This is a genomic window from Paraburkholderia sp. MM5482-R2 (assembly GCF_050436125.1).
Classification (GTDB): Bacteria; Pseudomonadota; Gammaproteobacteria; order Burkholderiales; family Burkholderiaceae; genus Paraburkholderia; species Paraburkholderia tuberum.
Genome location: NZ_JBNDLP010000003.1, coordinates 1,449,701 through 1,476,002, shown reverse-complemented (window position 1 = coordinate 1,476,002; position 26,302 = coordinate 1,449,701). Strand labels below are relative to the sequence as shown.

At 63.5% G+C, this 26,302-nt stretch carries 18 protein-coding genes and 1 pseudogene; 3 read left to right on the top strand and 16 right to left on the bottom strand.

Features of this window, described 5'->3' with window-relative positions; all coding sequences use genetic code 11:
• Window positions 1–427 precede the first annotated feature (427 nt).
• The 3 genes from OKW37_RS28800 (at window position 428) to OKW37_RS28790 (ending at window position 3,196) form a co-directional block, all read left to right on the top strand.
• The gene (locus OKW37_RS28800) at window positions 428–643 is read left to right on the top strand and encodes a hypothetical protein (protein WP_008917353.1); all 216 of its coding nucleotides are present in this window, start codon (window positions 428–430) and stop codon (window positions 641–643) included.
• Between the two features lie 203 nt (window positions 644–846).
• Window positions 847–2,301, top strand: coding sequence for an indoleacetamide hydrolase (iaaH, locus tag OKW37_RS28795; RefSeq protein ID WP_429402960.1), 1,455 nt, complete (start codon window positions 847–849; stop codon window positions 2,299–2,301).
• Window positions 2,302–2,404: 103 nt separating this feature from the next.
• Window positions 2,405–3,196, top strand: coding sequence for a CDP-diacylglycerol diphosphatase (locus tag OKW37_RS28790; RefSeq protein ID WP_429509991.1), 792 nt, complete (start codon window positions 2,405–2,407; stop codon window positions 3,194–3,196).
• A 51-nt stretch (window positions 3,197–3,247) separates the two neighbouring features.
• Here OKW37_RS28790 and OKW37_RS28785 read toward each other — a convergent pair whose 3' ends face one another.
• The 16 genes and pseudogenes from OKW37_RS28785 to OKW37_RS28710 all read right to left on the bottom strand — a co-directional run bounded on the left by OKW37_RS28785 (window position 3,248) and on the right by OKW37_RS28710 (window position 26,271).
• Entirely contained in the window at window positions 3,248–4,912 is a 1,665-nt protein-coding gene (locus OKW37_RS28785; protein WP_429402958.1) for a glycoside hydrolase family 44 protein, read from the bottom strand.
• Window positions 4,890–6,065, bottom strand: a complete 1,176-nt coding sequence (locus tag OKW37_RS28780; protein ID WP_429402957.1) for an alginate O-acetyltransferase AlgX-related protein — start codon at window positions 6,063–6,065, stop codon at window positions 4,890–4,892. The genes OKW37_RS28785 and OKW37_RS28780 overlap by 23 nt, the downstream gene beginning before the upstream one ends.
• 4 nt (window positions 6,066–6,069) lie before the next feature.
• The gene (locus OKW37_RS28775; RefSeq protein WP_429402956.1) at window positions 6,070–7,479 is read right to left on the bottom strand and encodes an MBOAT family O-acyltransferase; all 1,410 of its coding nucleotides are present in this window, start codon (window positions 7,477–7,479) and stop codon (window positions 6,070–6,072) included.
• A gap of 153 nt (window positions 7,480–7,632) precedes the next feature.
• Window positions 7,633–8,328 carry an alginate O-acetyltransferase AlgF gene (locus OKW37_RS28770; RefSeq protein WP_184066208.1) on the bottom strand — a complete coding sequence of 232 codons (696 nt, stop codon included), beginning with the start codon at window positions 8,326–8,328 and terminating at the stop codon, window positions 7,633–7,635.
• A gap of 50 nt (window positions 8,329–8,378) precedes the next feature.
• A complete protein-coding gene (locus OKW37_RS28765; protein WP_184066211.1) occupies window positions 8,379–9,029 on the bottom strand; it encodes an SGNH/GDSL hydrolase family protein in 651 nt (216 codons plus the stop codon).
• A gap of 52 nt (window positions 9,030–9,081) precedes the next feature.
• Window positions 9,082–13,137 carry a cellulose synthase subunit BcsC-related outer membrane protein gene (locus tag OKW37_RS28760; protein WP_429402955.1) on the bottom strand — a complete coding sequence of 1,352 codons (4,056 nt, stop codon included), beginning with the start codon at window positions 13,135–13,137 and terminating at the stop codon, window positions 9,082–9,084.
• A gap of 12 nt (window positions 13,138–13,149) precedes the next feature.
• On the bottom strand, window positions 13,150–15,558 hold the full coding sequence (gene bcsB, locus OKW37_RS28755; RefSeq protein ID WP_429402954.1) for a cellulose biosynthesis cyclic di-GMP-binding regulatory protein BcsB: 2,409 nt from the start codon (window positions 15,556–15,558) through the stop codon (window positions 13,150–13,152).
• 40 nt (window positions 15,559–15,598) lie between these two features.
• Window positions 15,599–17,986: a cellulose biosynthesis cyclic di-GMP-binding regulatory protein BcsB gene (bcsB, locus tag OKW37_RS28750; protein WP_429402953.1), complete on the bottom strand. Its 2,388-nt coding sequence runs from the start codon at window positions 17,984–17,986 to the stop codon at window positions 15,599–15,601.
• Window positions 17,983–20,238 (bottom strand): UDP-forming cellulose synthase catalytic subunit, encoded by a 2,256-nt coding sequence (bcsA, locus tag OKW37_RS28745; RefSeq protein WP_429509989.1) that lies wholly within the window; start codon window positions 20,236–20,238, stop codon window positions 17,983–17,985. The genes bcsB (OKW37_RS28750) and bcsA overlap by 4 nt, the downstream gene beginning before the upstream one ends.
• A 103-nt stretch (window positions 20,239–20,341) precedes the next feature.
• Window positions 20,342–20,764, bottom strand: coding sequence for a BcsR/BcsP family cellulose biosynthesis protein (bcsR, locus tag OKW37_RS28740; RefSeq protein WP_090806611.1), 423 nt, complete (start codon window positions 20,762–20,764; stop codon window positions 20,342–20,344).
• A 484-nt stretch (window positions 20,765–21,248) separates the two neighbouring features.
• Window positions 21,249–21,443, bottom strand: a pseudogene (locus OKW37_RS28735) (tetratricopeptide repeat protein); the annotation flags it as partial.
• Between the two features lie 91 nt (window positions 21,444–21,534).
• The gene (locus OKW37_RS28730; RefSeq protein WP_429353362.1) at window positions 21,535–22,674 is read right to left on the bottom strand and encodes a mannitol dehydrogenase family protein; all 1,140 of its coding nucleotides are present in this window, start codon (window positions 22,672–22,674) and stop codon (window positions 21,535–21,537) included.
• 25 nt (window positions 22,675–22,699) lie between these two features.
• Window positions 22,700–23,710, bottom strand: coding sequence for a zinc-binding alcohol dehydrogenase family protein (locus OKW37_RS28725; protein WP_184066226.1), 1,011 nt, complete (start codon window positions 23,708–23,710; stop codon window positions 22,700–22,702).
• A gap of 113 nt (window positions 23,711–23,823) precedes the next feature.
• A complete protein-coding gene (locus tag OKW37_RS28720) occupies window positions 23,824–24,138 on the bottom strand; it encodes an L-rhamnose mutarotase (protein WP_090806617.1) in 315 nt (104 codons plus the stop codon).
• A gap of 57 nt (window positions 24,139–24,195) precedes the next feature.
• Window positions 24,196–25,212: an aldo/keto reductase gene (locus OKW37_RS28715; RefSeq protein ID WP_184066232.1), complete on the bottom strand. Its 1,017-nt coding sequence runs from the start codon at window positions 25,210–25,212 to the stop codon at window positions 24,196–24,198.
• 114 nt (window positions 25,213–25,326) lie between these two features.
• Window positions 25,327–26,271, bottom strand: a complete 945-nt coding sequence (locus OKW37_RS28710) for an ABC transporter substrate-binding protein (protein ID WP_184066235.1) — start codon at window positions 26,269–26,271, stop codon at window positions 25,327–25,329.
• Window positions 26,272–26,302 lie beyond the last annotated feature (31 nt).

Sequence of the window (26,302 nt, the reverse complement as noted above, 5' to 3'; positions counted from 1 at the left end):
GCCCGCCGCGTCGAGCCATGCGACTGCGAGCCTGGCCTGCGCACCGAGCCCCGCCACCTCCATCGCCACTGACGGTCGTCCCGCGCGCGTCCTGCACGCGGTCTGAATACTCCCCGGGCACCGTGACGCCGCCGCAATCGCGCGCGGCGCCACGCTTTGCGCCGAGCGACCGTGCGCCACATAACAGACACCGCGCCTCCACGCGAATAGAGTCACCGGAAACAGCGACTTCGATCCAATCCGGGCTTCTGATTACCACTGCGGCCCCGCGCTGATTTGCTTTCGACGAAAGATTGGTTCAACCGCTGCAGAGCGCGCCCTACGCTTGACCTGCCCGCCGCTTCACTCACCTATGGCAACGACAGGGCCGCGCCGCACGCATTGGTATTCCGCACGACATTCGCGGGCACACAGACAAGTCAAGATCATGAACTCACACATCCGCTACAAGGGCTACGAGGTCGAAGCGGCAACGCAACTGCTCCCCAACGGATTATTCGCCGCCAATCTGACGATCGAGCAGCGCGACGAGAATACGCGCAAGGCTTATTCGTTCGACGCGCTCGACTACTTCTTCGACGAAGAGCATGCGCTCGCCTACGCGTCGGACTGGGGGCGTATGTGGATCGATAATCACCAATAAGGCGATCCCGGAGCGCATCGATATCGATGACAGCGAGCGCGACACGCGTTGCGCATCGCCCGGCATCGGGTTTGAGGCGGATGTGCCAGAATAGGCGAACCCTTGCGTTCGCTGTCTGCCCGCGTGACCTGTCCGCTACTTCGACGGATGCAGTCGAAACTCGCGCCGCCCGCGACGCACCCATCGATACGGAGACGCCGGTCATGACATGGACCGTCGACGCACAGCTCGCGCTCAGCGCGACACAAGCGGTCGAGGCGCTGCAATCGGGCCGCCTCAAAGCCGCCGACTACGTCGCCACCCTGCTCGCGCGCGCCGCCGCGCTCACGCACCTGAATGCGCTCACCACGCTCGACTTCCACGGCGCGCTCGCCGCGGCGCAGCGCATCGACGCATTGCCGCCGGCTGAGCGGGCACGTCTGCCGCTCGCCGGTTTGCCGATCGTCGTCAAGGACAACATCAACACCGCAGGTCTACCGACGACGGCCGGCACGCCCGCGCTCGCGGGCTTCGTGCCGAGCACCAACGCCCCATCGGTGCAACGCCTCGTCGACGCGGGCGCGATCGTGCTCGGCAAGGCCAACATGCACGAACTCGCGTTCGGCATCACGAGTACCAACCTGTCCGCGCACGCGGGGCCGGTGCGCAATCCGTACGATCCGTCGCTGATACCGGGCGGCTCGTCGGGCGGCACCGCGGTGGCGATCGCCGCGCGCATCGCGCCCGCCGGACTCGGCACCGACACCGGCGGCTCGACCCGCATCCCGGCCGCGCTGACCGGCACCGCGGGCTTGCGTCCATCAGTCGGCAATGGCGGTGCCGAGCGGCGCTATCACGACCCCAACGCAGTGGTGCCGATCAGCCATACGCGCGACACCGTCGGGCCGATGGCACGCAGCGTCGCCGACCTGGCGCTGCTCGACGGCGTGATCACCGGCGACGGCGCGTTGCCTGCGATTGCGCTCGACGGCTTGCGCATCGGCTTGCCCGCGCCGCTGTGGGATGCTCTCGAGCGACAGGTCGAGGACGTCGCGCGCGCCGCACTGCAAAAGCTCGAAGCGGCGGGCGTCACGTTCGTGCCGGTCGCGATGCATGAGTTGGAGTATCTGAACGGGATGGTCGGCGGTCCGCTCGCCATTCACGAAGCGCGCGACGACGTGCTCGCTTGGTTGGTCGCGAATCGGGCGCCGGTGCAAACCGTCGCCGCACTGGCCGTGCGCATCGCGAGCCCGGATGTGCGCGCGATCTACGACGACGTGCTCGCCGACGTGCTCGGCTCGCACTACTCGGCAGCGCTCAACTACTGGCGACCGCGGCTGCGGAACTACGTCGCCGCGACGTTCGCGAATGCCGGTCTCGACGCGTTGCTGTTTCCGACGACGCGGCTCGTCGCGGTACCGATCGACGATCTGAACGGCTCGTCGACGGTCACGATCGACGGCGGTCCACCGATCGATACGATGGAAGCGTTCCTGCGTAATACCGACCCGGCCAGCACATCCGGCATTCCGGGGCTGTCGCTGCCGGCGGGTATCAGCGCAAGCGGGCTGCCGGTCGGCCTCGAACTCGATGGACCGCTCGGCTCGGACAGGCGCCTGCTGGCCATCGGTGTCGCGTTCGAACAGGTACTGGGAACGTTGCCCGCGCCGGTGCTTTGAAGCCCGTGTTTCACATGCGCGCCATCAGGTTTGTGCTTTAATGCCTGCGCGTTGCAGCCCGCATTCCAACGCTTTGCCCGCCCGAACCTCCCCCTAAGCGACGATGACGAACCCCGCCACCGCCCTCTCATCTCGCGGCCTCGTACGCCGCGTCGTTCACTTGAGCGCCGTGCTCGCGGTCGCTTTCGCCGCCAGCGCGGCCTGCGCGCGCCTCGCGACGGTCGATTCCAACGCGCTGTGGAAGATCGTCGACATCCGCTGCGTGCCGTCGCAGCAGGCCACGGGCACACCGGGTCAATGCACGGTCGTCGATCTCGACAAACGCTACGTCGTCCTGAAGGACATTCTCGGCCGCTCGCAGTTTCTGCTGATGCCGACCGATCGCATCACCGGCATCGAAAGTCCGCTGATCCTCGCGCCCGATGCGAAGGACTACTGGCGTGACGCGTGGGATTCGCGTCATTACGTGCAGCAAGCGGTCAAACGCGAGTTGCCCGACGATCAGCTCGGCCTCGAAATCAACTCCGAATCTCGTCGCTCGCAAAACCAGCTGCATATCCACATCGACTGCATGCGGCGTGAAGTCAGCGCCGCGCTCGCCGATCACGCTCACGACACGCCCGGCGAGTGGCGTTGGGAGACGCTCGATGGCGAGCGCTACAGGATCATGCGGGTGAACTCGCTGAGCGGCGCCGACAACCCGTTCCGGATCGTCGCCCGCGACAATCGCTATCCGGCGACGATGGCCACCCAAACCATCCTGGTTACCGGCGCGGGACCGTCCGCGGCTCGGGATGGCTGGCTGATCGTCAACAGCGGCATCGACATCGAAGGCGGCAGCGGCACGGCCGAAGGGCTGCTCGATCACGCGTGCCGCGTCGCGGACGATCATTGAGCGTTTGCCGAACCCGCAGAATTGGCCCGCACCAGCATGCGAGCAACGGAGTCATTGCCGGCCCGCGCCGTGCAAAACCAGCAAGGTTACGGTTTTCGGCGGCAGAGTAAGGTGCAATTGGCCGCTCGCATAGTCGGTGTCGTGCAGACGGGATATGGCATTGTCCATGAGTTGCCAGGTCTGGGCTTTGCCTTGAATCACATCAAAGTTGTTGATCGCAATGGTGGCGTCAGCCGGTTGATCAAGCTGCTTGTTGATCACCACGATGGTCATGACGCGGTCGTGATCACGCACGGCGGCAAAAGACGAGACCCGATCCGGGTCGGGCTGCGTGTCGGCGATGCTGGTGGTGCCAAAGCCCGAGCCCTGGCCATCGTAGTTGCGATAGAGCTTGATCGCCTTGTAGACCGGCATGTCCCGATTCAATGTGCCCCAGCGCGTGGCAATGTCCAACCCCTCCCGGCCAAAGATGCCCAGCACGTCGGCCTGGGCCGTGGCGCCGTTCATGGTCGTATCGCCGCCCCAACTGTATTCCGTCAGCGCGATCGGCGTACCGGCGTAGTAATAGCTGTCGACCCACCGCCGCATCAACGGAATCAGGGCCACCACGCTATTGATCCAGGTCGGATCCTTGTAGCTCGTATCCCACAGGTCGCGCGTGGAGCGGTTACGGGCGAGTTCAATGGCAGGCGTTTCAGCCGTGGCCGCATTCTGGTTTTCCTTGAATTCTCCGCCCTGCGGGTAAAAGTGCAGGCTGAAAACGTCGACAGGGCGGCCGGCCTGCTTCCATTGCGTGAGCAGCCATGGGACGTAGTCCATGCCTCGCGTTTCGTTTTCCCTGTCCGGCGGATTGCCCTGACCGTGCGCGGCGAAGTACTGCTGATCGAAGCCGCTAAAGCGATACCCGGTCCAACCCCACTCTTCCGGCGCCACGACCCGCGCGCCCGGGTCTGCCGCCTTCACGGCGTGCGAATAGGCGATCACCTTGTTCGCTACCTCGCTGGCATGGGCGCCGATGGGATGCATGTCGCGATGGTTGAGTTGCCACAGACTCGGCTCATTGTCCATCAGGTAGTAATGCACACCGTCCGAGCCGGCACTACCGGATCCACGCATGAGTTGCCTGACGCGCTCCTGCTGGCTCTGCGGATCGTCCAGCAACGAAGCATCGTCCGGGTCGTTCCTGATAGGGGTGCCGTCGGGTGCGATGCCGTTGCCCGCGTCAGACAAACCGTGAGCGTCGACACTCTGCTGCTTGCCGTACCTGTTGACCGAAAAACTGACGAGCGGCTTACCGTCCTTATCGAGTCGCGCTACCCTGCCGATCATCGGGATGGTCAGCATCGGTAAAGCGTGTCCGTCACGGGTAAGCGCCGCGAAACGGTCGTTGTATTGGTAGATGTCTTTTGGATCGGTCGGCAGGCTTTCGAAAAACCAGTCCTGGCCCGTGTTGTGAGCGTCGAGCCGCCAGTTGTAAGCCGAAGCGGTGTTGCCGCCCGAGCGGTTGATCGGCACGCGCAGATCCCGCAGGATTTCCGCCGTCCCGAAGTTCAAGCCATAGATGAGCGGGCTGATTGGATGCCGGTTGGCCGCGGCATCTACCGTAATGGTCACCGGCAGCGGCGCGGCCATGGGCAGATCGGCGAAGAGCAGCGCGCCCGCCCCTAGCATCATCGCCATCAAGCTATGGCAGTTAAAGTGTGCTGGCTTCGACATGCGGAGTCCGTGAGTCTATGGCGCTGGATTTCGGCACGACGACCGTATCTTCCGCTTCGAGCGGCGACTGCAGATCCCGTTCGTCCAATTCCCAAACGACGAGCCTGGGCGGTGTCTGAGCATAAGCCGGACTCGCGAAATAGGCGCGCGCCGAGCCGCCGAACTTGCCGCCCTCGCGTGCGAAATTACCCACGCCTGCTCCGAGTGCCAAAGCGAGCTGAGGCACGAAATCGGACGTCGTCGAATAAGAAGTGCCGATCACGGCGATGCCAGGCAGATCGGCATCGCCGAACAGATCGTCGGCTGACGCGGCCGCCTGAGCCTGAGGAATGTAGTCACGGCTGGCCGCAATCTCAGGCCTCGGCTGCCAGGACGGCGGCAAATCATCCAGGCCGGCCAGACGCACAAGATCGCCGGGCCGCCGGCCGGGAGGCTTGTCCGTGACGCGATAGTCGGGCTTACTCGAACCCAGCGGGACCCCCATCGCACGGATGCGCTGCGCCACGGCCTGCGCCGCGGCACCCGCGCCGTCCTCGGTCCAGTGCGTGTCAGTCCGAAAAAAAGCGCCGCCCGGCGCGCCACGCAGCGCCGCACTGAGATCCAGCACCTGCACGCCGTCAGCGGTCAGACGCGAGGTCCAGTCAGCGAGACGCGCATCCAACGAAACCGGACGATACAGACTGCACAGATGTTGCGGCTCGATACGCGACTTGTCGGGCACCACGACGACCAGCAACGCGATACCGTGCCTCGCCAGCTCGCGCTGCACGGCGGCCACCGTGTCCGCGCGCGTGGCGAGATGACTGTCGCTATCGGCATATACGCTGAGTTCGTCGCGCAGGAACAACCAGCCCGGGCAGCCCTGCCGCACGCGCGGCCCCAGATCGTGCAGCGTCAGCCAGCCCAGCGCACGCTGCGCGCGCGCCGCGTCGGCGGCGATCGGCGTATCGGCCATGCGACTGGCGAGTTCTTTCGATACCGCACCGTCCAGAATGCCGGCCCGGGTCACGGCATGAGGCAACACCGATTCGGTCGTCGACGCGAACCTGAGATTGGAAAGCAGGCCCGCGAACAGGAAGACCATCAGGATGACGGCAGCGATCTTGCTGGCGCGCGAGGCGGGTAATTGAGGTAGCGGCTTGGGATCTTCCATGGCGTCAGAACTGGAAGTAGAGGAAAGGCACCGCGCCGCGCGCGACGATCAGACCGAACGACAACAGAAAACCCGCTAGCGGCCACCCCGCCTGCCATAGCTGCCGTAGCGCCGTGTCGGGAAGGCTATCCCAACGCTGTTGCCAGAGCGGCAGCAGCACGCACACGATGCCCAACCCGGCAGCCAGAGCGTGCACGGGCCGCAGCAGCACGAGCGTCGCGTCGCTCAAGCCGATGCCATTCAAACCGAACTGGCCGCGATACATGGCGAGCGCGGCAGGGAAACCCGCCGCGCGAAACAGTGTCCACGCGAGCATGACGAAAACCAGCGTCAGCACGTGCGATAACCAGGACGGCATGGTCGGCATATCGAACCGGCGCCAGAGGCGCGCGACCATCAGGGCGATGCCATGAGCGAGGCCCCACAGCAGGAAGTTCCAGCTATCGCCGCCGTGCCACAGGCCGGCGATCGCCATGGTCAGCAACAGATTGCGGCAGGCTTGCCACTCACCGTGGCGGTTGCCGCCTAGCGGGATGTACAGGTAATCGCGTATCCAGCTCGACAACGACAGGTGCCAACGGCGCCAGAAATCCTGAATGCTGCTGGCAAGGTACGGATGGTCGAAGTTCTCGGGAAAGCGAAAGCCCAGCATCTGCCCCAAGCCGATGGCCATGGCGCTGTAGCCCGCGAAATCGAAGAACAACTGCAGCGTGTAGAAACCGCAGCCCAGCCAGGCGTCGGCCAGCGTGGGCGCGTGCAACGAGAAGATCGCGTCGACCATCGGCGAGAGTGTGTCGGCCACCAGCACCTTCATGCTCATGCCGACCATGAGCCGCCTTGCGCCGGCTGCAAAACCGTCCCAGTCGACCTCGCGCGACACCAGCTCGCGCCTCACCCACGCATAGCGAATGATCGGCCCCGCGATCAGATGCACGAACATCCCCTGATAAGCGCCGTAACGGATCATGCTGCGATCGGCCGCCACCGTGCCGCGCTGCACGTCGATCAGATAGGAGATGGATTGCAGCACGATGAACGAAAGCCCGATGGGCAGCACGACGTGTCGCCAGGGGATGGACCCTGCATGGCCTGCCCCCAGCACACTGTCGAGACTATCGACCACGATGTTGGCGTACTTGTACCAGCCCAATATCAGGACGTTGACGACGATGAACACGGCCAGCCAGCCACCGCGTGCACGCTGGCTCGGCGCCCTGTCTATGACCATGCCGCCGAACCAGCCCCAGAAGGTCAGCGCGATGAACAGCAGCAGAAAGACCGGGCTCCACCAGCCGTAGAAAAGCCAGCTGCAAAACAGCAGCACGCCATTGCGCCAACGCGCGGGCAACGCGACGTAGATCGCCAGAAAGGCCGGCAGAAACAGCGTCAGGAATTCGAGGGACGCGAAAACCATGCATCGTTCTCAATCGAAAAAGATATCTGGACCGACGCGCCATCGCGAAACACACCGAACCCCGCTCTGCCCGTCGTAACCAGATGACAAACGGGGAACAGCCGGAAATCGGCGATGAGCGGCGTCGCTTTCAAGGAGGAGGCGCAAATGCGATCAGTGGCTCACCGCGTCGTTCGCCATGAAGATGCGCGAATGCGCCCCGCCCGGCACGAGCAACACCGTATAACGCTGCCCCGCCGCGAGCGTACCCAGGCTGAGCGGCTGCCCCACAGGCTGGCCGCCGCAGACCAGCTGCACCGAGAGGGCGACCGGGTTGACCTGGCGCCGCCTGGCTTGTCCCACAGCCACGCCGTCGAGCAGCACGATGTCGCGACCCGGCACTTTCAGCGTGGGTGTCGCGCAGCCAGCGTCGAGGTTGTAGAAAGCCACCGAAGCTTTGAGCGCATTGAAGTCGTCGGGTTTTTCGCGGACCGTCACCGTATGCAGGCCACCCGCTTTATCCGCGCCATCGAGCGCAACGATGCTGACGAACTCGCCAGGCTGCACCGTCGCCGATACGTCCTGGTGCGCGCTACCGGCTCTCAGTGTGCCGGCCACCGGTTTGCCGGCGGCGATCGGAAGGAAGTGAGTGGCCGGGTTCGCGGCGTCGAGCGTCAGACGCGCTTTCGACCCCACCGCGCTCACGTCGACCGGACCCGAACCGCCATCGACAAAACGCACGAACGACGAGTCCTCCGCGGGACCGGTCGGGTATAGCGGAATTTCTGCGGCCATGGCCGGCTGCACGGACAAACCGAGACCGGACAGAGCGAAGCCGGACAACAACAGGGAGGAGAGGAAATTTTTCATTCTTTTCTCAAATGGGAAACCTGGGCAGGCGCAGCTCGAAGCCCGGCGTGTCATTTCTGCGGAACGACAGGCAGCTTGACCAGTGCCTTCATGATGTCCGTGCCCCAGTACTTGTAGCCGGTCGTCGTCAAATGCTGACCATCGACCGTCGCCCATTCGCCCGGCCTGGAAAACGTGAGCGAGTCGATGTACTGACACGGCGCGACATTGGCGGCGAGGAAAGACGACAGCTGCTTCACACGGGCGAAGCTCTTCTGATACTTGCCGCCCTCCGTGCCCCAGACCGGCCCTACCCAGACGCAAGCCGTCTTGTTGGCGGCCAGGTCTTGCGTCAGCGCCGTGACCTGCTGCCAGGCCCAGGCCTTCGGGAAATCGTCCTTGCTGTATCCGCCGATCGTGTCGCCCTGGACGATGATGACGAGCTTGGCCTTGTTCGCGGCGATCAATTGATCGACGGGTTGGGTCTTCGCGTTGTGGTCGATGACCAGGGGCGCCTTGCCGTTACGCTCGGCGCCACCGCATGTGCCGGGCACGGACTTCACCCAATCGCCGGGAATACTGCCGCAGACGCTGTAGGTATGCACCTGCGCGCCAGCGGCGATCAACTGATCCTGCAACGTATCGATGAGATAACCGGGTTCGCTCAGATGGCTATCGCCGACTATGAGAATGCTGAGACCAGCAAGTACGGAAGCAAGCATGACTCTTCGACTCCTGAAAAATAATCAATGTCCGATCGATCAGTATGGCGGGCTACTGATCGCTGTAATGCGACTGGTAAGGGATGACCGGCATATCCAGTGCCTTCGTCTGTGGCGCAAGGGTATAGCGCAGATACAGGCCCGCCGCCCACTGCCGGTAGCTGGACGCGTTGTTGGCGCCCACCGAGGCTCCGCCAGTCAGATGATTGGTGAAGCGGTATTCGGCCGTGGCCAGCAGGTTGTAGCCGAAGCCGGTCGAGGACTGGTCGGGATGGATCGCGCCGTCGGCGAGGCCAATGGTCGAAGCCGCTGAGACTGCTGCGGCCTGCAACCCGCTGTCGGTCGGGAAATACGCCGAGCCGGCCTGGTGGTAGTACTGCACACCGACGGCCGCTTGCAGCTTGTAGGTCCAGCGCTCCGAACGCTGCGCCCACGTGAGCGGCAGGTTGAACGCATAGAATCGCTGCGGGCTGAAGTAGCCGCCGTTGCCGTAGGTGAAGTTGTTTTCGTTGTGGTCGTAGATCATGCCGCTCAGGTTCACGCCCGCGCTCAGCATGCTGTTCTCCGTGCGCAGCAGGTACCAGTACGTCCCGGCGCCGACCTCGGCACCGACGTTGGACTGGACGTTATGACCGTCCAGGTATTTCGCGGAACCGTAGCCGTAGACGCCGTAGTCCTGATTGTCGAGGCCGATCGCACCATGCACGCCGCTGGCAGTCACGCCACCCCAGCTCAAGCCGGATCGCGAATCGGTCGAGCCAGCAAAAGACGTGATGCTGTCCGTCACGGCGCGGCGCGATACGCCTACGTTGAACCAACTGCCCTGCCCGGCATCGATGGAGTTCCTGAACATCACGCCGCCAACGACATTGGTGTACTTGAAACCCAAAGGCGTGGTGCCGATGTCGGCCATCCAGTTCCCAGTCTCGTAGCCGAGACCCAGACCGACGCCGTAGGCGGTCTGTTTGCCCGGTGCGGCGACCTTGCCGGCCTGCTGCGCCCGGGTGGCGGCCGGGCCGCCGCCGAACTGACTGGCGCTGAAGACGTCGGTACCCAACGTGCCGCCCTCGAGTTCAACCGGCGTCACGCGAATGGAAAGCTTGCCGTTGTCGACCGGCAGCACCCCTTCCAAAGCTTGCTGCACGCTCGTTAACTGACCCGTACCGGGTGCTGCGTTGTTCGACGAGACGAACAGCCCACCCCTGACTTCCGGTGAACGCTGCGCACGGAGGTCGCTGAGTTCGTTACGCATTTCCTCGAGCGACGGCGAACCGTCCTGAGGCTCGCTCACCGCGACCGTGTCTTGCGGCGCCAGGCCGCCGACCGGCGTGCCCGCCACGGTTGGCAGAGCGGATGGAGCAGAGGACGAGCGCTCGCGCACAGCCGTGGATGTCACGGTCGAGGCAGTCGCGCTCGCCGCGGTAGCAGCCGGAGCAGCCGGAGCAGCAGCGGGCCCGAAACCAGGCTTCTGGTTCGCCAGCACGCTGTCCGGCGCCGCGGGTTGCGGGGCGAACGTTTCGGCGGCGGGCTGGCGACTGTGGCGGACCTGACGACGGTGAGCGTCGTCGTGGTGGACAAAGGGATTGCCCGCCACGTGGACGTCTTGCGCCTGCACGCCGAGCCGCTTTTCCTTGGCGGCAATGGCGGATTCCAGCAGCGTCTGCGCTTCGCGGGTCTTGCCCTGCATGACATAAATGCGCGCGGCGCCGGCCAGCACGTCGGGATCGTTGGGCGCCTTCGCAACGGCCTCTTTCAATGCCGCATCGGCAACGCTGTTCTTGCCGGCCTGCACTGCCGCCATCGCGACGCCCAGTTGCAAACCCGGATTGTTGGGGTCGTTGACGAGCGCCTTCTGGTAAAGCGACAGTGCCTGGTCATACTTGTCATCGGCGGCGTACATGCGCGCGAGCGCGGCCGTGGCGAGGCTGTCGTTGGGCCGCTTCGCGAGGATCGGCGCCAGCGTGTCGTAGGCCTGCGCGAGGTCACCTTGCTGACGTTGCTGGTCAGCCAGTCGCACGGTGTAGAGGTAGTTCAGCTCGTCCAGTTGCCGGCGTTGGTCCGCGGTCAGCGTCTGGCCGTGCAGCTCGCGCATCGCGAGCCCGGCCTGGACATACTGGCCGGTCTTGAGCAACAGGCCCAGATAAGCCAGCTGCACATCCGGGCCGCTGCCCTTCAGACCGTTAGGCATCAGCCCGTGCATCAGGCTCATGGCGCGCGGCGTGTTGCCCGCGTCGACATACGCCTGCGCCAACGCGCCCACCTTGGCCGGGTCTTGACCCGCCGCGGGTTCGAGCCGCGCCAGCATACTGCGCGCATCCTCCAGATTGCCTTCGAGCGCCGTTTGCGAGGCTTGCGCCACGACCATCTGAAAATCGATCTGCTGCGCCGTCGCAACCATGTTCGGCGTGCGCGAGGCGGTGGAGATGCGCGTCATCGTGTCCTGCGCGCGCGTCCAGTCGCCCATCTGCATGGCCAGCAGCGCGCTCGCATAGAGCGCTTCGGGATTGTCCGGGTTCGTGACGAGCAGGCCGTCGACGAGTTGCTTCGCTTCGTCGGCATGACCCTGTTCGAGATCGTAGCGCGCCAGTTCCAGGCGAATCCACGGGTTATCGGGCGCGCTGCGCTGGGCGTCTTCCAGAATGTGCCGGGCCGCGCTCAGATCGCCACGCTGCGCGGCGGCATCGGCCCGAGCGGCGGCGACGGCGGCGCGCAGCCGATCGAGCCCGCCGATGCCAGCCCTCTGCTCGGGTGACATGCCGTCGATCAACTTCTGGGCCTCATCGGCGCGTCCCGTCTGCGCCAGGATATCGATGAGGCCGCTCGCCGCCTCGCGGTTATCGGGGCTTGTCGCCAGCACGTCGCGGTAGCCCTTTTCAGCACGCGTCAGATCGCCCTGCGCCGCATCCAACCGGGCCGAGGCATTGCGCCCGCCCGGCTCGGCTGGATCCAGCCGCAGCGCCTGATCGAGTTCGCGTCGCGCGGCGGCGAAGTCGCCCACGTTTTGCGCGCCCTCGGCCTGGTTCACCAGCAGCCAGTAGCGCGCGGAATTGAGGGCCTTGGCCCAGTTCGCGCCCGCGCCCGGACGCGACACCGCCCGCGACAGCAGCGTCTGCGCCTGCGCCAGGTCGCCTTGCTGCATGCGCACGAGGCCCAGTCCCCCCAGCGCATCCGTGCTGTCGGGTTTGTCACGCAGCACAGCGGAAAAGGACTGCTCGGCCGTGGTGATGTCGCCTGACTTGAACGCGGCGAAACCGCGTGTCAGTCGTGCATCCACGACCGGACCGGCCGGTGCGAGCGGATGCGGCGCCAGCATCTGATGGCGTATTTCGTCGTCGTCCGGATGCAGCTTCAGATAGTCCTCAAACCACGATCTGTTTTTCGGCGTGGGCGTGACCCAAGTCAGCACGGAGCGCCAGACTTCCGTCGCTTCGCCGCCGATGTCCGGACGAGCGGCAAGCTTTTCCAGAAGGGCGACACCCGCCGCGCGATCCTGTTCGTCGCGCACCATATGCTGGGCCAGCGGCAACATGGTGTTCGGATCGTTCGGCGTCTCGGCATTCAGGCGCTCGAGGCCCTGGATGGCCTGATCCACACCGCCATCGGTATAGCCCAGATAGCTGTAATACTCTCGCGCCACACTGCCCTGCGGCGCTTTACCGCCCAAGGCCTTGTTATATTCGGCGATGGCCGCCAACAACGCGGCCTGATCCTTCTGGTTGACGGCGTCTTGCGCCATCTGGCGCGCCTTGGCGAAGGTGGACTTACCCGGTTCGACCGCGAGGCGCAAGCTCTGCTCGAGCAGCGGCACGAAGCGGCTGCCCGGCGCGGCCGCACGAAGTCTGGCCAGATACCCGTTCGCCGCCGCGAACTGCTGCTTGCCGACGGCGATCGTGCCCATCCCATACAGCGCCTCGGGCTGCTTCGGGTCGCTCAGCAGCAGTTTCGACCAGGACTGCGCGGCCAGATCGGGCTTGTCATGCGTTTGCCAGTAGCGGCCCTGTTCCAGCAGCATGTTGGACGTAGCATCCTGCGCCCAGCCCGGGTGGCCGACCGAGGCGACCATCAGTCCGAGAATCCAGGCCCGGTTGCGGCTGCGTCTGACTACCATGACTTTCCTTGATTATGATTGTTGCTGCCGCGATGCCCGCAGCCGCTCACGGGCTTCAGCGTCGCGCCGGGCCTGGCGGCGCCGCAAGAACGAAAACAGACCAACCGCGATCAGCACGAGCGCGATGATGCCCAGCGCCTTCAGCACCCACGCGAGCGACAGGCCGAATGAAGCCAGCCACCAGTCGAGGCCGCGCCAGATGCCGAGATGCCCGACGTAGTAGGTATGCTCGCTCACGAGCGAATCGACTTCCGTGCCGCGGATGGACACGAGGCTTCCCTGGATGGGCTGCTTGCCCGAGTTCGGCGCATCCAGCAACGCGGAGACCGCATCCGTCAGGCCGTCGGGCTGATTGCTGGCCAGCATGACCACGCTGCGGCCCGGTTGCTTCGGCGATTCGAAGCCTGCGAGCACGGCGCTCACGCCCGGCCCCGACCAGGCCAGCGACAGGCGGCGGGGTTCGGCGTCGAGGCGCGGGTTGGCATGGAACCAGCCCAGCACGCGACCCGGCAGATCCGATACGGCGAACTGCGCGCTGTGGTCATACGCCGCGGGCATGGTCCGCGCCCAGTCCTTGAGCCAGGCTTGATCCGCACCCGAGGCGATCACGAGCAGATCCTTGTCGGACGGCATCGCGTCGATGCGCTGACCGCGCAGCACGGTGACGCCGCGCGCCGGATAGCCGGTCGAATCGCCCATGCCGCCCATCACCGCCAGATACGTGCTGTATTCGGGTGTGCCCGCGTTGGGGCCCAATACGACGTCCGTTCCGGACAGGTCGGCCATGCGCGTGAACGGGAAGCCCGCCTGGGCGAACGAGGCCAGGTTCGGCATGGCGATGTAGTGCGGATACTGCGACAGATCGATCGTCGATTCGGGATCGACCGCGCCGCGCACGTTGTCGATGATGATGTCCCGGCACTCGCCCTGCTTGATGTAGTCGTACATGTAGCGGAACTGCAACTGGGTATTCGGCTGCAACAGCGCCTCCAGCGGCACTTCCAGTTTCGCCTGGCGCGGCAGGCTGCTGTCGGGCAAAACTTCACCCCGCAGCTTGCTGCCGCCCTCGAGCCGTTCGAGCGAGAGCAGCGGAATCGACTTCATGAACTGGTCACTGACGCTGAACAGCAGCGACGAATTGACCATATAAGGCTGCGGCGTATAGCGGTAATGCAGGTCGATCGGCACGTTGGGCGCGTGCCAGCCGAACAGGTCGGGCGGCACGCGCATATTGATGCGGATCAGATCGGGGCTGTAGCCCGACACCTGCAATTGTTTGGCGTCGACGAGTTCGCCCAACGACATCGGACGGTCGGTGCGCAGCCAGCGCGGCGCATCGTACGGCTTGCGCGGCGCGAGGTCGGCGAACCGCGTGATGAGCGCGCTCGAACCCGACAGCGTCCGGCTGCCCGTGACCAGCGCGTCGGCGGCCTGCTTGAGTTCCTTGCCGTCACGGCCCATCACCAGCAACAGCTTGCCGTTGGGATCGTTGGGGTTGGTCACGACGGCGAGAGTCGGACCTTGCAGCGGCGAGTCCGCCAGGCTCGCTTGCGCCGCGCTGTCGACGATGACGACGGCGTTGCCCCTGGCAGGCACGGTAGAGATCGATACCGGGAATTGCGCGCCGCGATATTTCGCCAATGCGCCGAACCACGACGACACGGCGCCGGCCGCTTCCAGCGCGGCCGTATCAGGATTGCCGGCGAACACGAACGGCAGGTCCAACCGGCGAATATCGTGCTCGTCGAAGAAGGGTCGCGGCAGGCGAGCCAGATCGCCGGCCTGCGCCAGCGGCTGGGTGTCGATGCTCAGCGTACTGTCGTTGCTGATGTTGGCCCACAGGCTCGAATGCAGCGGGTCTTCGCACTGGTTGGTGTAGTGGCCGATCAGTTGCAGACGCAGCTTGCTGTTCGCGGTGAACAGATACGGCGGCAGCGTGATAGTGCGCTGCAGGTTGGTGCCGGACGTGTTTTTGGGCACGTCGATCGATGCCGCCACCTGATCGTTGACCAGCACATTGATGTGCGACAGATCGGGCAGCAGCGCCGGCGAATAGGCATAGCGCAGGTTCAGTCGCGCACCTGTGACGACCCGATCGTCGCGCACGCCGACCGGCAGCGTATTGCTGCCGTCGACGCCGCGCAGGTTGAGCGCGTATTGCGCGCCGAGTTGCTGCAGCGAATAGGTCACCGTCGAAGAAGCCGCGGTAGCGGCTCCGGCGTCCGGCGCGGACTGCAACGGCGCCGCGTTGCTATCTGCCGTTGCCGGCCGCGCGGACGGGTTGGCCGCGCCGCCGGCCGAAGCCGACGCGTCCTGCCGCGCAGCGGCGGCAGCCGCCGCTGGTTGCGCGGCCTGGGCTACCGTCGATGTGACAAACACACAACCGAGCAACAGTGCCGGCCATACTGGTTGCGCAGTCATGCAACGCGCAAGGCGTGCCCGGGAGATGTCAGGCCGTCTTCTAAACATGAGAACCTCTTCGTCCTTCTTCACGTTGCGATGTCTGGGGAATATCCAGGTCTAATCGATTCAGGGCACGCCGGTGCAGAAACACGCCGCCGAGCAAACCTATGAGCACGACGCTGGCGAGCGTCGCCACGAGCAGCAGCAGGATGTGGCTCGCGAAGAACCATTCGAGCGCGAGCCCAGGCGGCAAGGACCCGATGAAATAGCTTTGATCGTTGCTCAGCGTGGTGAGCGTGCCGTCATGCACGACCACGAGGCTGCCGCTGATCTTGTCGTCCGGACGCTTGCTGATGAGGTAGCGGTTGGCTTGCAGCACGTCCACGACAGCGTCGAGACCGTCCGGCGTATTGCCCGATACGACCACCGCGCTGCGGCCGCGAGCCAGCGGCGACTCGAGTCCCGCCAACATGCCGTCATGGTCGTCGCTGCTATACAGTGCGGCGATGGCGGCCTCGCGTTCAGCCTGCGCATGCCCACCCGTCAGCTTTTCCCACCACGCGGCGATCCAGCGGTCCGATGAAGCAACCGGAGCGAAGAAGCCGCGCGGCAGATCATCACGCCATGCTTTGAGCAAGGGCTGGTTATCGCCCGACGCCAGCACGAGCAGGTCCTTGCGACGCAGCGCGTCAACCTGCGCTGGATCGCCCACCGTCACGCCGAGCACCGGATAACCCGTGGTTTGACCCATGCTGCCCATCAGCGTCAGGTAAGCGGAATAGTCGCCAGCGACCGGCTGTGCGGGCAGGATCACCGCCGTCTCGGACAGATCGGCCATCCGCGTGAACGGAAAGCCTGCGTCTGCGAAGACGCGCAGATCCGGCATGGCTGCGTAACGCGGCAGGTGGGAAATGTCGATCGTCGAAGTCGGATCGATGGCGCTCAGGAGCGGGCCGCCGGGCACATCCTCGACGTGGTCTTGCGGCGCCACGGACTCGTAGCGATAGTCGAATTGCAGCGTCGTCAACGGCGGCAGCAGATAGGTCGGAACGCGTATCACCGCATAACCGTCCGACGCGTCGCCTGTCAGCGGCAAGGTCTGCAGGGGCGTGTTGCCGGCCAGCACACCAAGCTCCGAGCGCGTTGACTCCGGACGGGCCGTATAACGGTAATGCAGGTTCAGCACCGCGCCGCTGTTGTCAAAACCGAACAGACCCGGCGGCAGACGCAGGTCCACATTGATCGCCCCAGGGCGAAAGCCCTGCACCGTCAAGCGGTCCGCCGCTAGCATCTCGCCCAACTGCACCGGGCGGTCGCCCGGCAGCCAGTTGGGTGCGTCATAAGGCTTGCGCGGCACTACGGAAACCGGGGCGTCGATCTTGACCCGAGAGCCCGACAGCGTCTTCGCGCCAAGCACCAGCGCGGTCGCGGCCTCGCGGATCTGCGCGTCGTTGCGGCCCATGACCAGCAGCAGCTTGCCGTTAGCGTCATTGGGGTTGGGCACGATGGCCAGCATCGGCCCTTCCACCGCAGGCAGGGTCAAGCCCGGCACCTCGCCCGGCAGCGCGAGCACCACCGCGTGTCCATGCGCGGGTATCGCACCCAGGCTCGCGGAGAAGTGCGCACCGCGATAGCCCGCCTGCGCACCCAGCCACGAGGTCACGATACCGGCCGATTCGAGGCGCTGCGCGCGAGGCGCTGGCGGCAGCACGACGGGCAGGTCCACCCTGCGCACATCGCGCACGTCGAGGAACGGCGCGGGCAGTTGCGACAGGTCACTGGACAGGGTCGCCGGAACCACGGTCAGTTCCAGCGCACTGTCCGGCCCGGGCTTCAACCACAGGTCGGAACTCAGCGGATTGTTGCCCTGATCGCTCGCCTTGCTATGCGCGATCAACTCGAGGGTGAGCTGGTTGAACCCGGACAGCAGCGACACCGGCAGATCCACACTGAGATGCGCCGGCGTCCGCGGCGCCGGTTCGGGCAACGCTACGGTCGCCCCCACGACGCTGTTGAGCAACACCTTGAGATGCGAGAGCGTAGGCAGCAATGTGGACGAGTAACTGTAGTCCAGCACGAGCCGCGCGCTGACTACGCGCTCGTCGCGGCGCAAACCGAAGTCCATGCCCGCATAGGCATCCTCGCCGAGCAAGGTCAACCCCTGCTCCGCGTTTTGCCGCAGCAGCGGGATCCGGTAGGTATACGCGTCGGCCGGCGCCGCCGCGCTGAGTTCCGGGTGCGGGCTTTGCCGCACGGCATCGACCGGGACAGCCGTCGCGGGCATCGCCGGCGTAGACGCCTGCGATGCGAACGACGCTGCCGACGCAGCGGGCATCGTCGCGGCCAGCACGTCGCCCGCTCCGAGCAACAGGACCGAACACAACACCGCGCCCAACCGGCGCGCGCTCGTCAAGGAGCGCAAAAGCGACAGGTAGCCGACACTCACGATTGCTTTGTTCCCAAGTCGCTTGCCGGATCTGCGGACGAACGGCCAAGGCGCTCACGCCCACCCAGGAACAGATGCCGGAACAACTCCCCGAACCCGCGCATGCCGACGCCGAGCACCTCGAACAGGCTTCGCAGCGGCCTGTCGGGACGATAGCGGCCCCATGAGGCGATCCAGCTGTCGGCGCGCGAAAACGTCGCCCCTATCCAGGCGCGCTCCTGAGCGATCGTCAGGGTCGGAAAACTCACGCCGATGGTGCGTCCGCGGCACACCTGCACTTCGGCCGGGAAAACGTCCTCGTAGTCGTCGCGCAACACCGCCACCGTGATGCGATCGCCGTGCTCCGGCAACGGTGCGCCCTCAGGCAGCACCAGCCCCAGACCACCGTGCGAATAGTCGCTGGTCTGACAGTCGATGCGAGTTCCGTCGGCGTGAATCACGGCGGCCGGCAGTTCGATCTGGACCCGCGGAGCGAGACGCAACTGTCTCGATTCGCTCGCTACGCCCGCGGCCGCGCTGAGGTTCATGATGTTGTAGGTTACCCATACCAGGTTGAACAGAATGCTCGTCGCTTCGGGCCAGCCCGGACTGCGGATCAGACCTGCGACACCCACCATGAATCCGGTCAGATTGATGAGCAGCAGAACGATGTAGGGCCGGGCCATCGCCCAGTCCAGGAAGGACTGACGGATCACCCCGCCCTTGGACGTCACGTTGAAGCCTTTGCTGCCTGGAAAGAGTACGGCTTGCAACGCGGGCAGAATCACGTACCAGGCCAGTACCGTTTCGTAGACTTCGCTCCAGAACGAATGTCGGAAACGCCCTTGAATGCGCGAGGCGCCGAGGCTCGAAATGACGAGGTGCGGCACGACATAGGCCAGCACCATCAGCGCGGAAGCATGAAAGACGTGCGCGCCAAAGAACAGATACGCCATCGGTGTGATCAGAAACACGATGCGCGGCAAGCCGAAGAAAAAGTGCATCATCGCGCTCAGGTAACACAGACGCTGAGGCAGTGTTAGCCCTGCGATCAACAGCGGGTTGAAGCGACGGAATATTTCCGCCATGCCTCGTGCCCAGCGTATGCGCTGACCGACGTGACGCCCCAGACTCTCGGTGGCGAGACCCGCTGCCTGAGGGATGGCGAGATAGGCCGTGTTGTAGCCCCTCGTGCTCATCTTGAGCGCGGTGAGCGCATCTTCCGTGACACTTTCCGTCGCCACGCCGCCTACATCCTCCAGCGCCGAACGCCGCAGCACCGCGCAGGAACCGCAGAAAAAAGCGGCATTCCACAAGTCGTTGCCGTTTTGCAGCACGCCGTAAAACAGGTCACCCTCGTTGGGCACCTTGCGGAAGGTTTCGAGGTTGCGCTCGAACGGATCGGGCGAGTAGAAGACGTGCGGCGTCTGCACCATGGCCATCTTCGGATCTTTCAGGAACCAACCCATGCAGACCTGCAGGAACGAGCGCGTGGTGACGTGATCGCAGTCGAACACTGCGATGTACTCGCCGCTCGTCCTGGAGAGTGCCGCGTTGAGATTGCCTGCTTTGGCATGCGCGTTGTCCGGCCGGGTCAGATAATCCACGCCAGCCTGCTCGCAGAATTGCCGGAATTCGTCACGACGGCCGTCGTCCAGCACATACACGCGCAGCTTGTCGGCCGGCCAGTCGAGCAGCGTGGCGGCCAGCACCGACTGCCGCACGACCTGCAGCGGCTCATTGAACGTGGGAATGTACACATCCACCGTCGGCCATGCCGAGCTATCGGCCGGCAATCGCGCAGGCCGGCGATGCAGAGGCCAGAGCGTCTGAAAGTAGCTGCACAACAGCATGAGCACCGCGTACCCTTCGGCCAGCAGCAGAAGGCAGCCAAAGGTCATGTCGAGCGAGGTGGTAAAGGACAGCGTCTGCGTCAGGCGCCAGTACAGGTAGCGCAAGGACATAAACACCGACAATGCCACCAGGGACACCGTGATGATCCTGCCGCGAATGCGGTTCAGCAGAACCGCGACGACCATGCAAAGGATGCCAAACGTCCATTGCTTCGACACGGCCAGATTGACCGTCATGGCAGAAGTGAACAACAGCGCGGCCAATAGCGTCACTGCCAGCCGCAGCCAGTTCGACGCCCATAGCGGTGTCCCCGCTTCCAGAAGTTTGTCGTCCCAACTTCTGGCATCGTCACTCTGGTCCGTGCTGCGCGTTTGCCGCCGCTGCTCCGTCTTGCTCAGCCTACGTTTGATCTGTGCCATGGAAAGGTCTTCTAGCGCGTGCGCCGGTTCGGCACGACGCGCAGGTTCGCGGCCACCGTGGTTTTAACCAGGCCGTCATTGACGGAAAAGACTGTGACGAAGTTCATGACGTCTGGCGTTGCGGAACACCTTCTTGAGGCTCACTCCGTTCCCGCAGGCGCGCAAACACGGCGCTCAGAGAGTCCGGCTGTTGAGGAGCGGTGACAGGTTCGGGATTGAACTGAAGGACCGGCTGTTCGGGGGCGGCTTGCAATACCGGAAGAGATCCGGACACGGCAGCGGGGACGGCTGGCGCAATCAGCTGCGGCGGCGCGGCGGGGGCCACTTCAGTCACATCGGTGGGAAGAACGGCTTCAGCCTCGCGAGCCGAGTCGTCCCGGGTCGTGTCCCCTGGCGACGAGGTGGTCTGCATGGACCAACGCCCACGCGAACCTTGCCCCTGCTCTATTCTTTCTATTTCTTGATAATGCGACGGGCTCACGCCCAACATCTGGAAGAGATTCGAAATGTCTGATGCACTGCTCATACGCCATCCCCGTCGAACTGGCCATATTGTTTGTTGCAGACTGCACCGCGTACCGGTCGGGCAATTTGCTGTAATTTTTACTTAGGAATAAGGATAACCATTATTTCCGTTACATCATCGCGTCCGCCATAATAATTCCCAAATCGTGAGGCGGCACCGTTGATACACTCGCCCTTTAGAGACCTCTTCAGGAGAGCCGCGCGCAAGCCTTATTTTTCAGCCAAGGCAACCGAGGGCCCCGCCGCTGCGGTACGAGCGTGTAACTCATGAGATACCCTTGCGCTCAGGATGAGCGGCGCGTATTGTACAGCGGAACTTAATGCGTGGACCCAAATAATTCCTATCTATATATCGGCTATTCCAGAGCAAAGTTAAGCGTTTTAATTGTTAAATATGGTCAGTCAAACGTTTGCTTTTTATTGGGCGTCCGATTATTCCCGAATTTGCGCTGGGAATCGGTTTTGAAAAGCGCGCCGTGGTGTTACGGACTGTCGTCGCGCCCGAGCATCCACACCCAATGCGGGTCGACGTCGAGCAGCAGCCGTGTCGTCACACCGAGCGTGCCCGACAGATGAGCAACCGACGTGCATACGGTAACGACCAGATCGAGATTGCCGACGAGCGCCGCCGACTCGTCGAACGACTTCAGCTCTTTCGTGCAGTCGACAACATCCAGTCCGTCGGACGCCGCGTTACGAGGGCCGACGCCGGAAATGTAACGCGGGACCGGTCGATAATCGCGTCGTACGTCTATCAGGACGTGAAGAACGTCAAGGCAAACGACATGCGACGCGCTCCAGCATCGCTCGTATTCGCAGCGGTCCAGGCTTCACGCCGAGTTTGTCGGCAAGTTGCACGAGCGGCAGAAAACGCCGCTGCAATTTTTCTGTGTGATTCTGCGCGATGTCCGCTATCCGGTGCTCAAGAAACGGATTGAGTAGGCGCTCGCGTAACTCGACGAGATAGGCGAGAGCCTGCTCGCGCTGACCGAGGACCGCAAATGTCGGGAGCACATCTTCCGCCCAGACAGTTTCCAGGCTGGCGCGTAGTATCGGGTCGTTCATTGCCTGACATACGGTCTCGTCAACCGGTCTGCGGTCCTCTAGCCACCGCTCCGCCAGATAGCTGTGACCGAGATTGAGCAGGAACAACTTCAGGCGCTCGAAGTGCTGCAGATCGTCAGTCAAAACGATGTTTTCATGAGTGCAGGGTAGAACCAGCCCCGGCTGCTGCTCAATCGCCCAGAGCGCATACGGTTCGGCAACGGCGCCCACCGGTTCGATCGCCTGCGAAACGATGCGGTCGACGAGCGAATTGGCCCATATGCAATGCGTTCGAAGGTAGGTAGTGAACGGCTCCGGCAGCCGCCACTTTACCGCGAGAGTCACGACAAGTTCGCGCAACGTATCGCCGTTATTGACCACGAGTTCGCATGGAAAAAGGGAGAGCGGCGCATCAGGGTTTCGTTCCCAACGGGCATGAAGCAACACCAGCAGCTTGGCCGGAAAGCTCTGTGGCACGCGCTCCGGATGATTCACGAGCGTCGCGGTATCTCGGTCATCAAGCCGGAACCCCCTGTCTCCCGTATTGGAAACAATCACTTCGACGTGCTCTGCCACGGCGTCTCGCACTTGTGCCCAATGAGACTCGGCGTGCCATGCTGCGCGCACCGCGTTGCCGCTCAGCATCTCGTCCACCAGCACGCCGTGACGCATACCTCGAACCCGTACCGGATATCGCCCGCCCTCTGCCAGCGCTGCAATACGCTTCTGACTGGACTGGCTGCTGGTGGTCTGCACGACTGTAATGCCACCGAGCGCGGCACCCCGCGTCATGGCTTCCGAAACAAACAGGTCGACATGCGCCTGAAGAAAGCGGCTAGTGCCGAACTGGAGAATTGGCTGGCTCATGGCAAATATCCGATATGCGTCAGAGTCAGCATTCGATGATGGCTTTCACTACACCTGCGGACGGTTCGAGCAGTTTCGAAAATTCGGCAGGAACATCGGCAAGCTTCATCCGGTGTGTGTTGAGTGCCGCATCGGGCACCTGACCGGCACGCATGGCCCTGAGCACAGTTTCGAAATCTTCCGCAGTCGCATTGCGGCTTCCGATCAAGGTGGCTTCGCGCTTGTGGAACTCCGGATCGGAGAAAGTGATCTTGTCTCTCACCACGGAAATCAACACGTATTTCGCGCCGTGCGCAATAAACTCAAAGCCGCGCTCCATGGCAGCCGGATTACCCGTCGCATCGAAGACCACATCGAAGAATTCGCCGTCGGTGAGTTTCGCCAGCTCGTCGACGTCGGTATCACCGATTTGCACAGTAGCCGCCACTTCAATTTTCTCAGCGCAGAAGTTGAGACGATCGAGCCGTGTATCGAGCGCCGTCACCGTGGCCCCGCGCAGACGTGAAAAGATCATTGCGGCCATACCGATCGGACCTGCACCGACCACCAGCACGCGCTGTCCCGCCTGAACGTCCGCGCGACGAACCGCGTGCGCGCCAATGGCGAGAAACTCGATCATTGCCGCCTGATCGAGCGTGATTCCTTCAGCCTTGTGAACGAACTGACGCGGCAAACTTAGATACTCCGTCAATGCGCCATCACGATGCACGCCCAATACCTGAATGTTCACGCAGCAGTTCGTTTTTCCGTTCCTGCAGGCAATGCACTGACCGCATGACAGGTAGGGCATCACGTAGACCGGGTCGCCGGCGTCCAGGCCGGAATCCGTGTCGGCTTCTTCGACCGTGCCCGACAGTTCGTGTCCCATCACGCGGGGGTAGGCGAGAAATGGCTGATTGCCGGTAAAGATGTGCAGGTCGGTGCCGCATACGCCGACGCGTCGCACGCGTAGCAACACTTCGCCGCGATCGCGCGGTGGCCGTGAGCGCGTCTCAGCGCGTAGTACGCCGGGAGTTTCACAAATAATAGTGAGCATGAGGTTTCCTTTTTCAGCTACAGAACCCGCGAAGCCATAGTGCGGTTTCGATGCGAGCCCGGTTAATTTGTTTCTTCATGGCGAGGTCAAACGAGTGCCGTGTCGAGACAACGCTATTCGAGGTAAAAGACCTCTTCCATCTGTGCCCAGTGTTCCGACGGCGCACGACTCACCAACGGTTTCTGGCACGGGCTGCACAGGCTCCACCAACGTTGTGTTTCCGGGTCGCTCGCAATCTCGGCCATATCGCTTTCATAGTCAGTTCCGACGTATTCCCAGTAACCAAACAACAGGTTCTCGGGCTCCCGCAGGAAAATCGAGTAGCGGGTGACATTCGAGCGTTTCAGGCGATCGAGCACCGTCGGCCACACCTGCGCATGCAAGCGTTTGTATTCGTCGATGTGCTGCGGATCGATACCGATGACCATTCCCATTCGTTGCACTACGTTCTCCCTATTAATGGTGATGTGCGTCGATACACAGGCTCACTCGACCACCTCGGGCACAGGTGCGGTGTCCGCGATCAGACCGTCCGACTTCAGCTCCTGCCACAATCCGGCTGGCAGCGCCTGCTCAAACCACGCGACGTTCTGCTGGAGTTGTTCGACACTGCGCGCGCCCACCACGCACGACACAACCGCAGGATGCGCAAGCGGAAACTGCAGTGCCGCAGCAGGTAGCGGAACCTCGAATTCACGGCAAACCTCAGCCAGCCGGTTGACGCGCGACACGACACCGGCGGGGGCGTCCCCGTAATTGAACTTGCCGTTACCTGCCAGCACGCCAGAATTGAACACACCGCCGACCACGATCGAATGCCCATACCGTACGCAATTGTCGAGAAACGGCGCGAGACAATCCTGCTCGAGGAGGGTATAGCGGCCCGCCAGTAACGTCACGTCGAGCTGTAATTCCTGCATGGCTTCATGCGCGACCTGCCACTCGTTCACGCCGAGGCCGATGGCTTTGACCGCCCCCGCGTTGCGCAGCGTATCGAGCGCGCGGAAACCGCCCCCTTCTGTAAGCTGCTTCCAGAATTCGACGTTTGCATCCCCATGTGTCATTCGACCGATGTCATGCACATACAGCAGATCGATCTGCGCAATACCGAGACGCTGCTGGCTGTCTTCGAAAGACCGCATGACGCCGTCGAAGCTGTAGTCGTAGTGCGGCCGGAAAGGAAGCGGCTCAGCCCAGCCGTCGTCGCCGCATTGAACGGTCGGATCCGGCCGAAGAAGTCTGCCGACTTTCGTACTCAGCACGAACTCGTCGCGTGGCCGCGCTGACAACGCGTTGCCCACGCGGCGTTCCGAAAGCGTGTAGCCGTAGAACGGCGCAGTGTCGAAATAGCGCAGACCGAGCGACCATGCTTCGTCCATCAGCGCGCGCGCCTGTTCCGTGGGCATCGTGCGATACAAGCCGCCAAGTTGCGAACAGCCCATACCCAGTGCGCTCAGTTGCACCCCGGCACGCGACACCTCACGCAGATCACTTGCTTTCATCAGGAATTCCGTTCCCAGGGATTCATTGCTGGATGTTCAACGCTTCACCGCGCGTCTTGAGTAGCGCTGGGCTCAAGGGCGGACAACGCCGTCTGGCGTCGTCCGCATCGCGCTTCAATACAAGACATTCTTCGCGGCGGGCTGATCGATGTTGTCCTTCTCGACCATCACGACGCCGGTATCCAGTTGCTTCGTAACCGGCTTGTGTTCGATGACATCCACCGCCGTTTTGACACCCTTGTAGCCCATCTGATACGAGCCCTGGACAGCGATGGCCTGGATGGTTCCGTCCTTGATGAAGCCCTGGAGGTCCTGGTTGCCGTCAAAGCCGATCGCGACGACCTTGCCGGCTTTCCCGGACTGCGCCAACGCGCGCCCCATCCCCACAGCAGTCGGTTCATTTGCACCGAAGATGCCCTTCAGATCCGGATTGGCCGACAGCACGTCGGTCGTCTGATTGAGCGCGGTTGCCATCTGCGACTGCGAGTAGAACGGTCCGACTACCTGCAGCTTCGAGTGCTGCGCGAGATACTTCCGGAACCCACCCACGCGGCCAATCTCGGAACCGGCGCCGGCGACGTACGACATCACAGCGACTTTCCCCGTCTGTCCGACACGGTCGATCATCGCTTTCGCGCACAACTCACCGGCCTTGGCGTTATCGGTCGAGAGAAACGACTGGTAATACTGCTTGCCGGAATCGGACACGAGCGAATCGATCAGGACGACCGGAATTTTTGCCTCCCAGGCCTTCTTCATTGCCGGGATCAGCGCGTCGGGATCGGACGGCGCGAGCACGATCGCCGCGACATGCCGGTTCACCGCGTTCTCGACCATATTGACCTCGTCCGCCACGGCTGACTCGGTCGCCGGTCCCTGAAACGTCATCGTGTAGCCGTTCAGCCCTTTCATGCCCTCCGTTGCACCCTTTTGCACGTTCTGCCAATAATTCGAGTTGGCCGTCTTGACGATCACGGCGATCTCTCCGCTCGCCGCATTCGCGTGGGCCGTCGCTGCGGTCAAAAGTGCGGCGGCCAATGCCAGATACATCTTTCTCATGTCTCACTCCTTGGGTTGGTGATTGCACTGC

Excerpts from the sequence above, each read along its gene's own strand:
- OKW37_RS28800 (WP_008917353.1), top strand. The coding sequence starts at position 428 with ATGAACTCACACATCCGCTACAAGGGCTACGAGGTCGAAGCGGCAACG.
- iaaH (WP_429402960.1), top strand. The coding sequence starts at position 847 with ATGACATGGACCGTCGACGCACAGCTCGCGCTCAGCGCGACACAAGCG.
- OKW37_RS28790 (WP_429509991.1), top strand. The coding sequence starts at position 2,405 with ATGACGAACCCCGCCACCGCCCTCTCATCTCGCGGCCTCGTACGCCGC.
- OKW37_RS28785 (WP_429402958.1), bottom strand. The coding sequence starts at position 4,912 with ATGTCGAAGCCAGCACACTTTAACTGCCATAGCTTGATGGCGATGATG.
- OKW37_RS28780 (WP_429402957.1), bottom strand. The coding sequence starts at position 6,065 with ATGGAAGATCCCAAGCCGCTACCTCAATTACCCGCCTCGCGCGCCAGC.
- OKW37_RS28775 (WP_429402956.1), bottom strand. The coding sequence starts at position 7,479 with ATGGTTTTCGCGTCCCTCGAATTCCTGACGCTGTTTCTGCCGGCCTTT.
- OKW37_RS28770 (WP_184066208.1), bottom strand. The coding sequence starts at position 8,328 with ATGAAAAATTTCCTCTCCTCCCTGTTGTTGTCCGGCTTCGCTCTGTCC.
- OKW37_RS28765 (WP_184066211.1), bottom strand. The coding sequence starts at position 9,029 with ATGCTTGCTTCCGTACTTGCTGGTCTCAGCATTCTCATAGTCGGCGAT.
- OKW37_RS28760 (WP_429402955.1), bottom strand. The coding sequence starts at position 13,137 with ATGGTAGTCAGACGCAGCCGCAACCGGGCCTGGATTCTCGGACTGATG.
- bcsB (WP_429402954.1), bottom strand. The coding sequence starts at position 15,558 with ATGACTGCGCAACCAGTATGGCCGGCACTGTTGCTCGGTTGTGTGTTT.
- bcsA (WP_429509989.1), bottom strand. The coding sequence starts at position 20,238 with ATGGCACAGATCAAACGTAGGCTGAGCAAGACGGAGCAGCGGCGGCAA.
- bcsR (WP_090806611.1), bottom strand. The coding sequence starts at position 20,764 with ATGAGCAGTGCATCAGACATTTCGAATCTCTTCCAGATGTTGGGCGTG.
- OKW37_RS28730 (WP_429353362.1), bottom strand. The coding sequence starts at position 22,674 with ATGAGCCAGCCAATTCTCCAGTTCGGCACTAGCCGCTTTCTTCAGGCG.
- OKW37_RS28725 (WP_184066226.1), bottom strand. The coding sequence starts at position 23,710 with ATGCTCACTATTATTTGTGAAACTCCCGGCGTACTACGCGCTGAGACG.
- OKW37_RS28720 (WP_090806617.1), bottom strand. The coding sequence starts at position 24,138 with ATGGTCATCGGTATCGATCCGCAGCACATCGACGAATACAAACGCTTG.
- OKW37_RS28715 (WP_184066232.1), bottom strand. The coding sequence starts at position 25,212 with ATGAAAGCAAGTGATCTGCGTGAGGTGTCGCGTGCCGGGGTGCAACTG.
- OKW37_RS28710 (WP_184066235.1), bottom strand. The coding sequence starts at position 26,271 with ATGAGAAAGATGTATCTGGCATTGGCCGCCGCACTTTTGACCGCAGCG.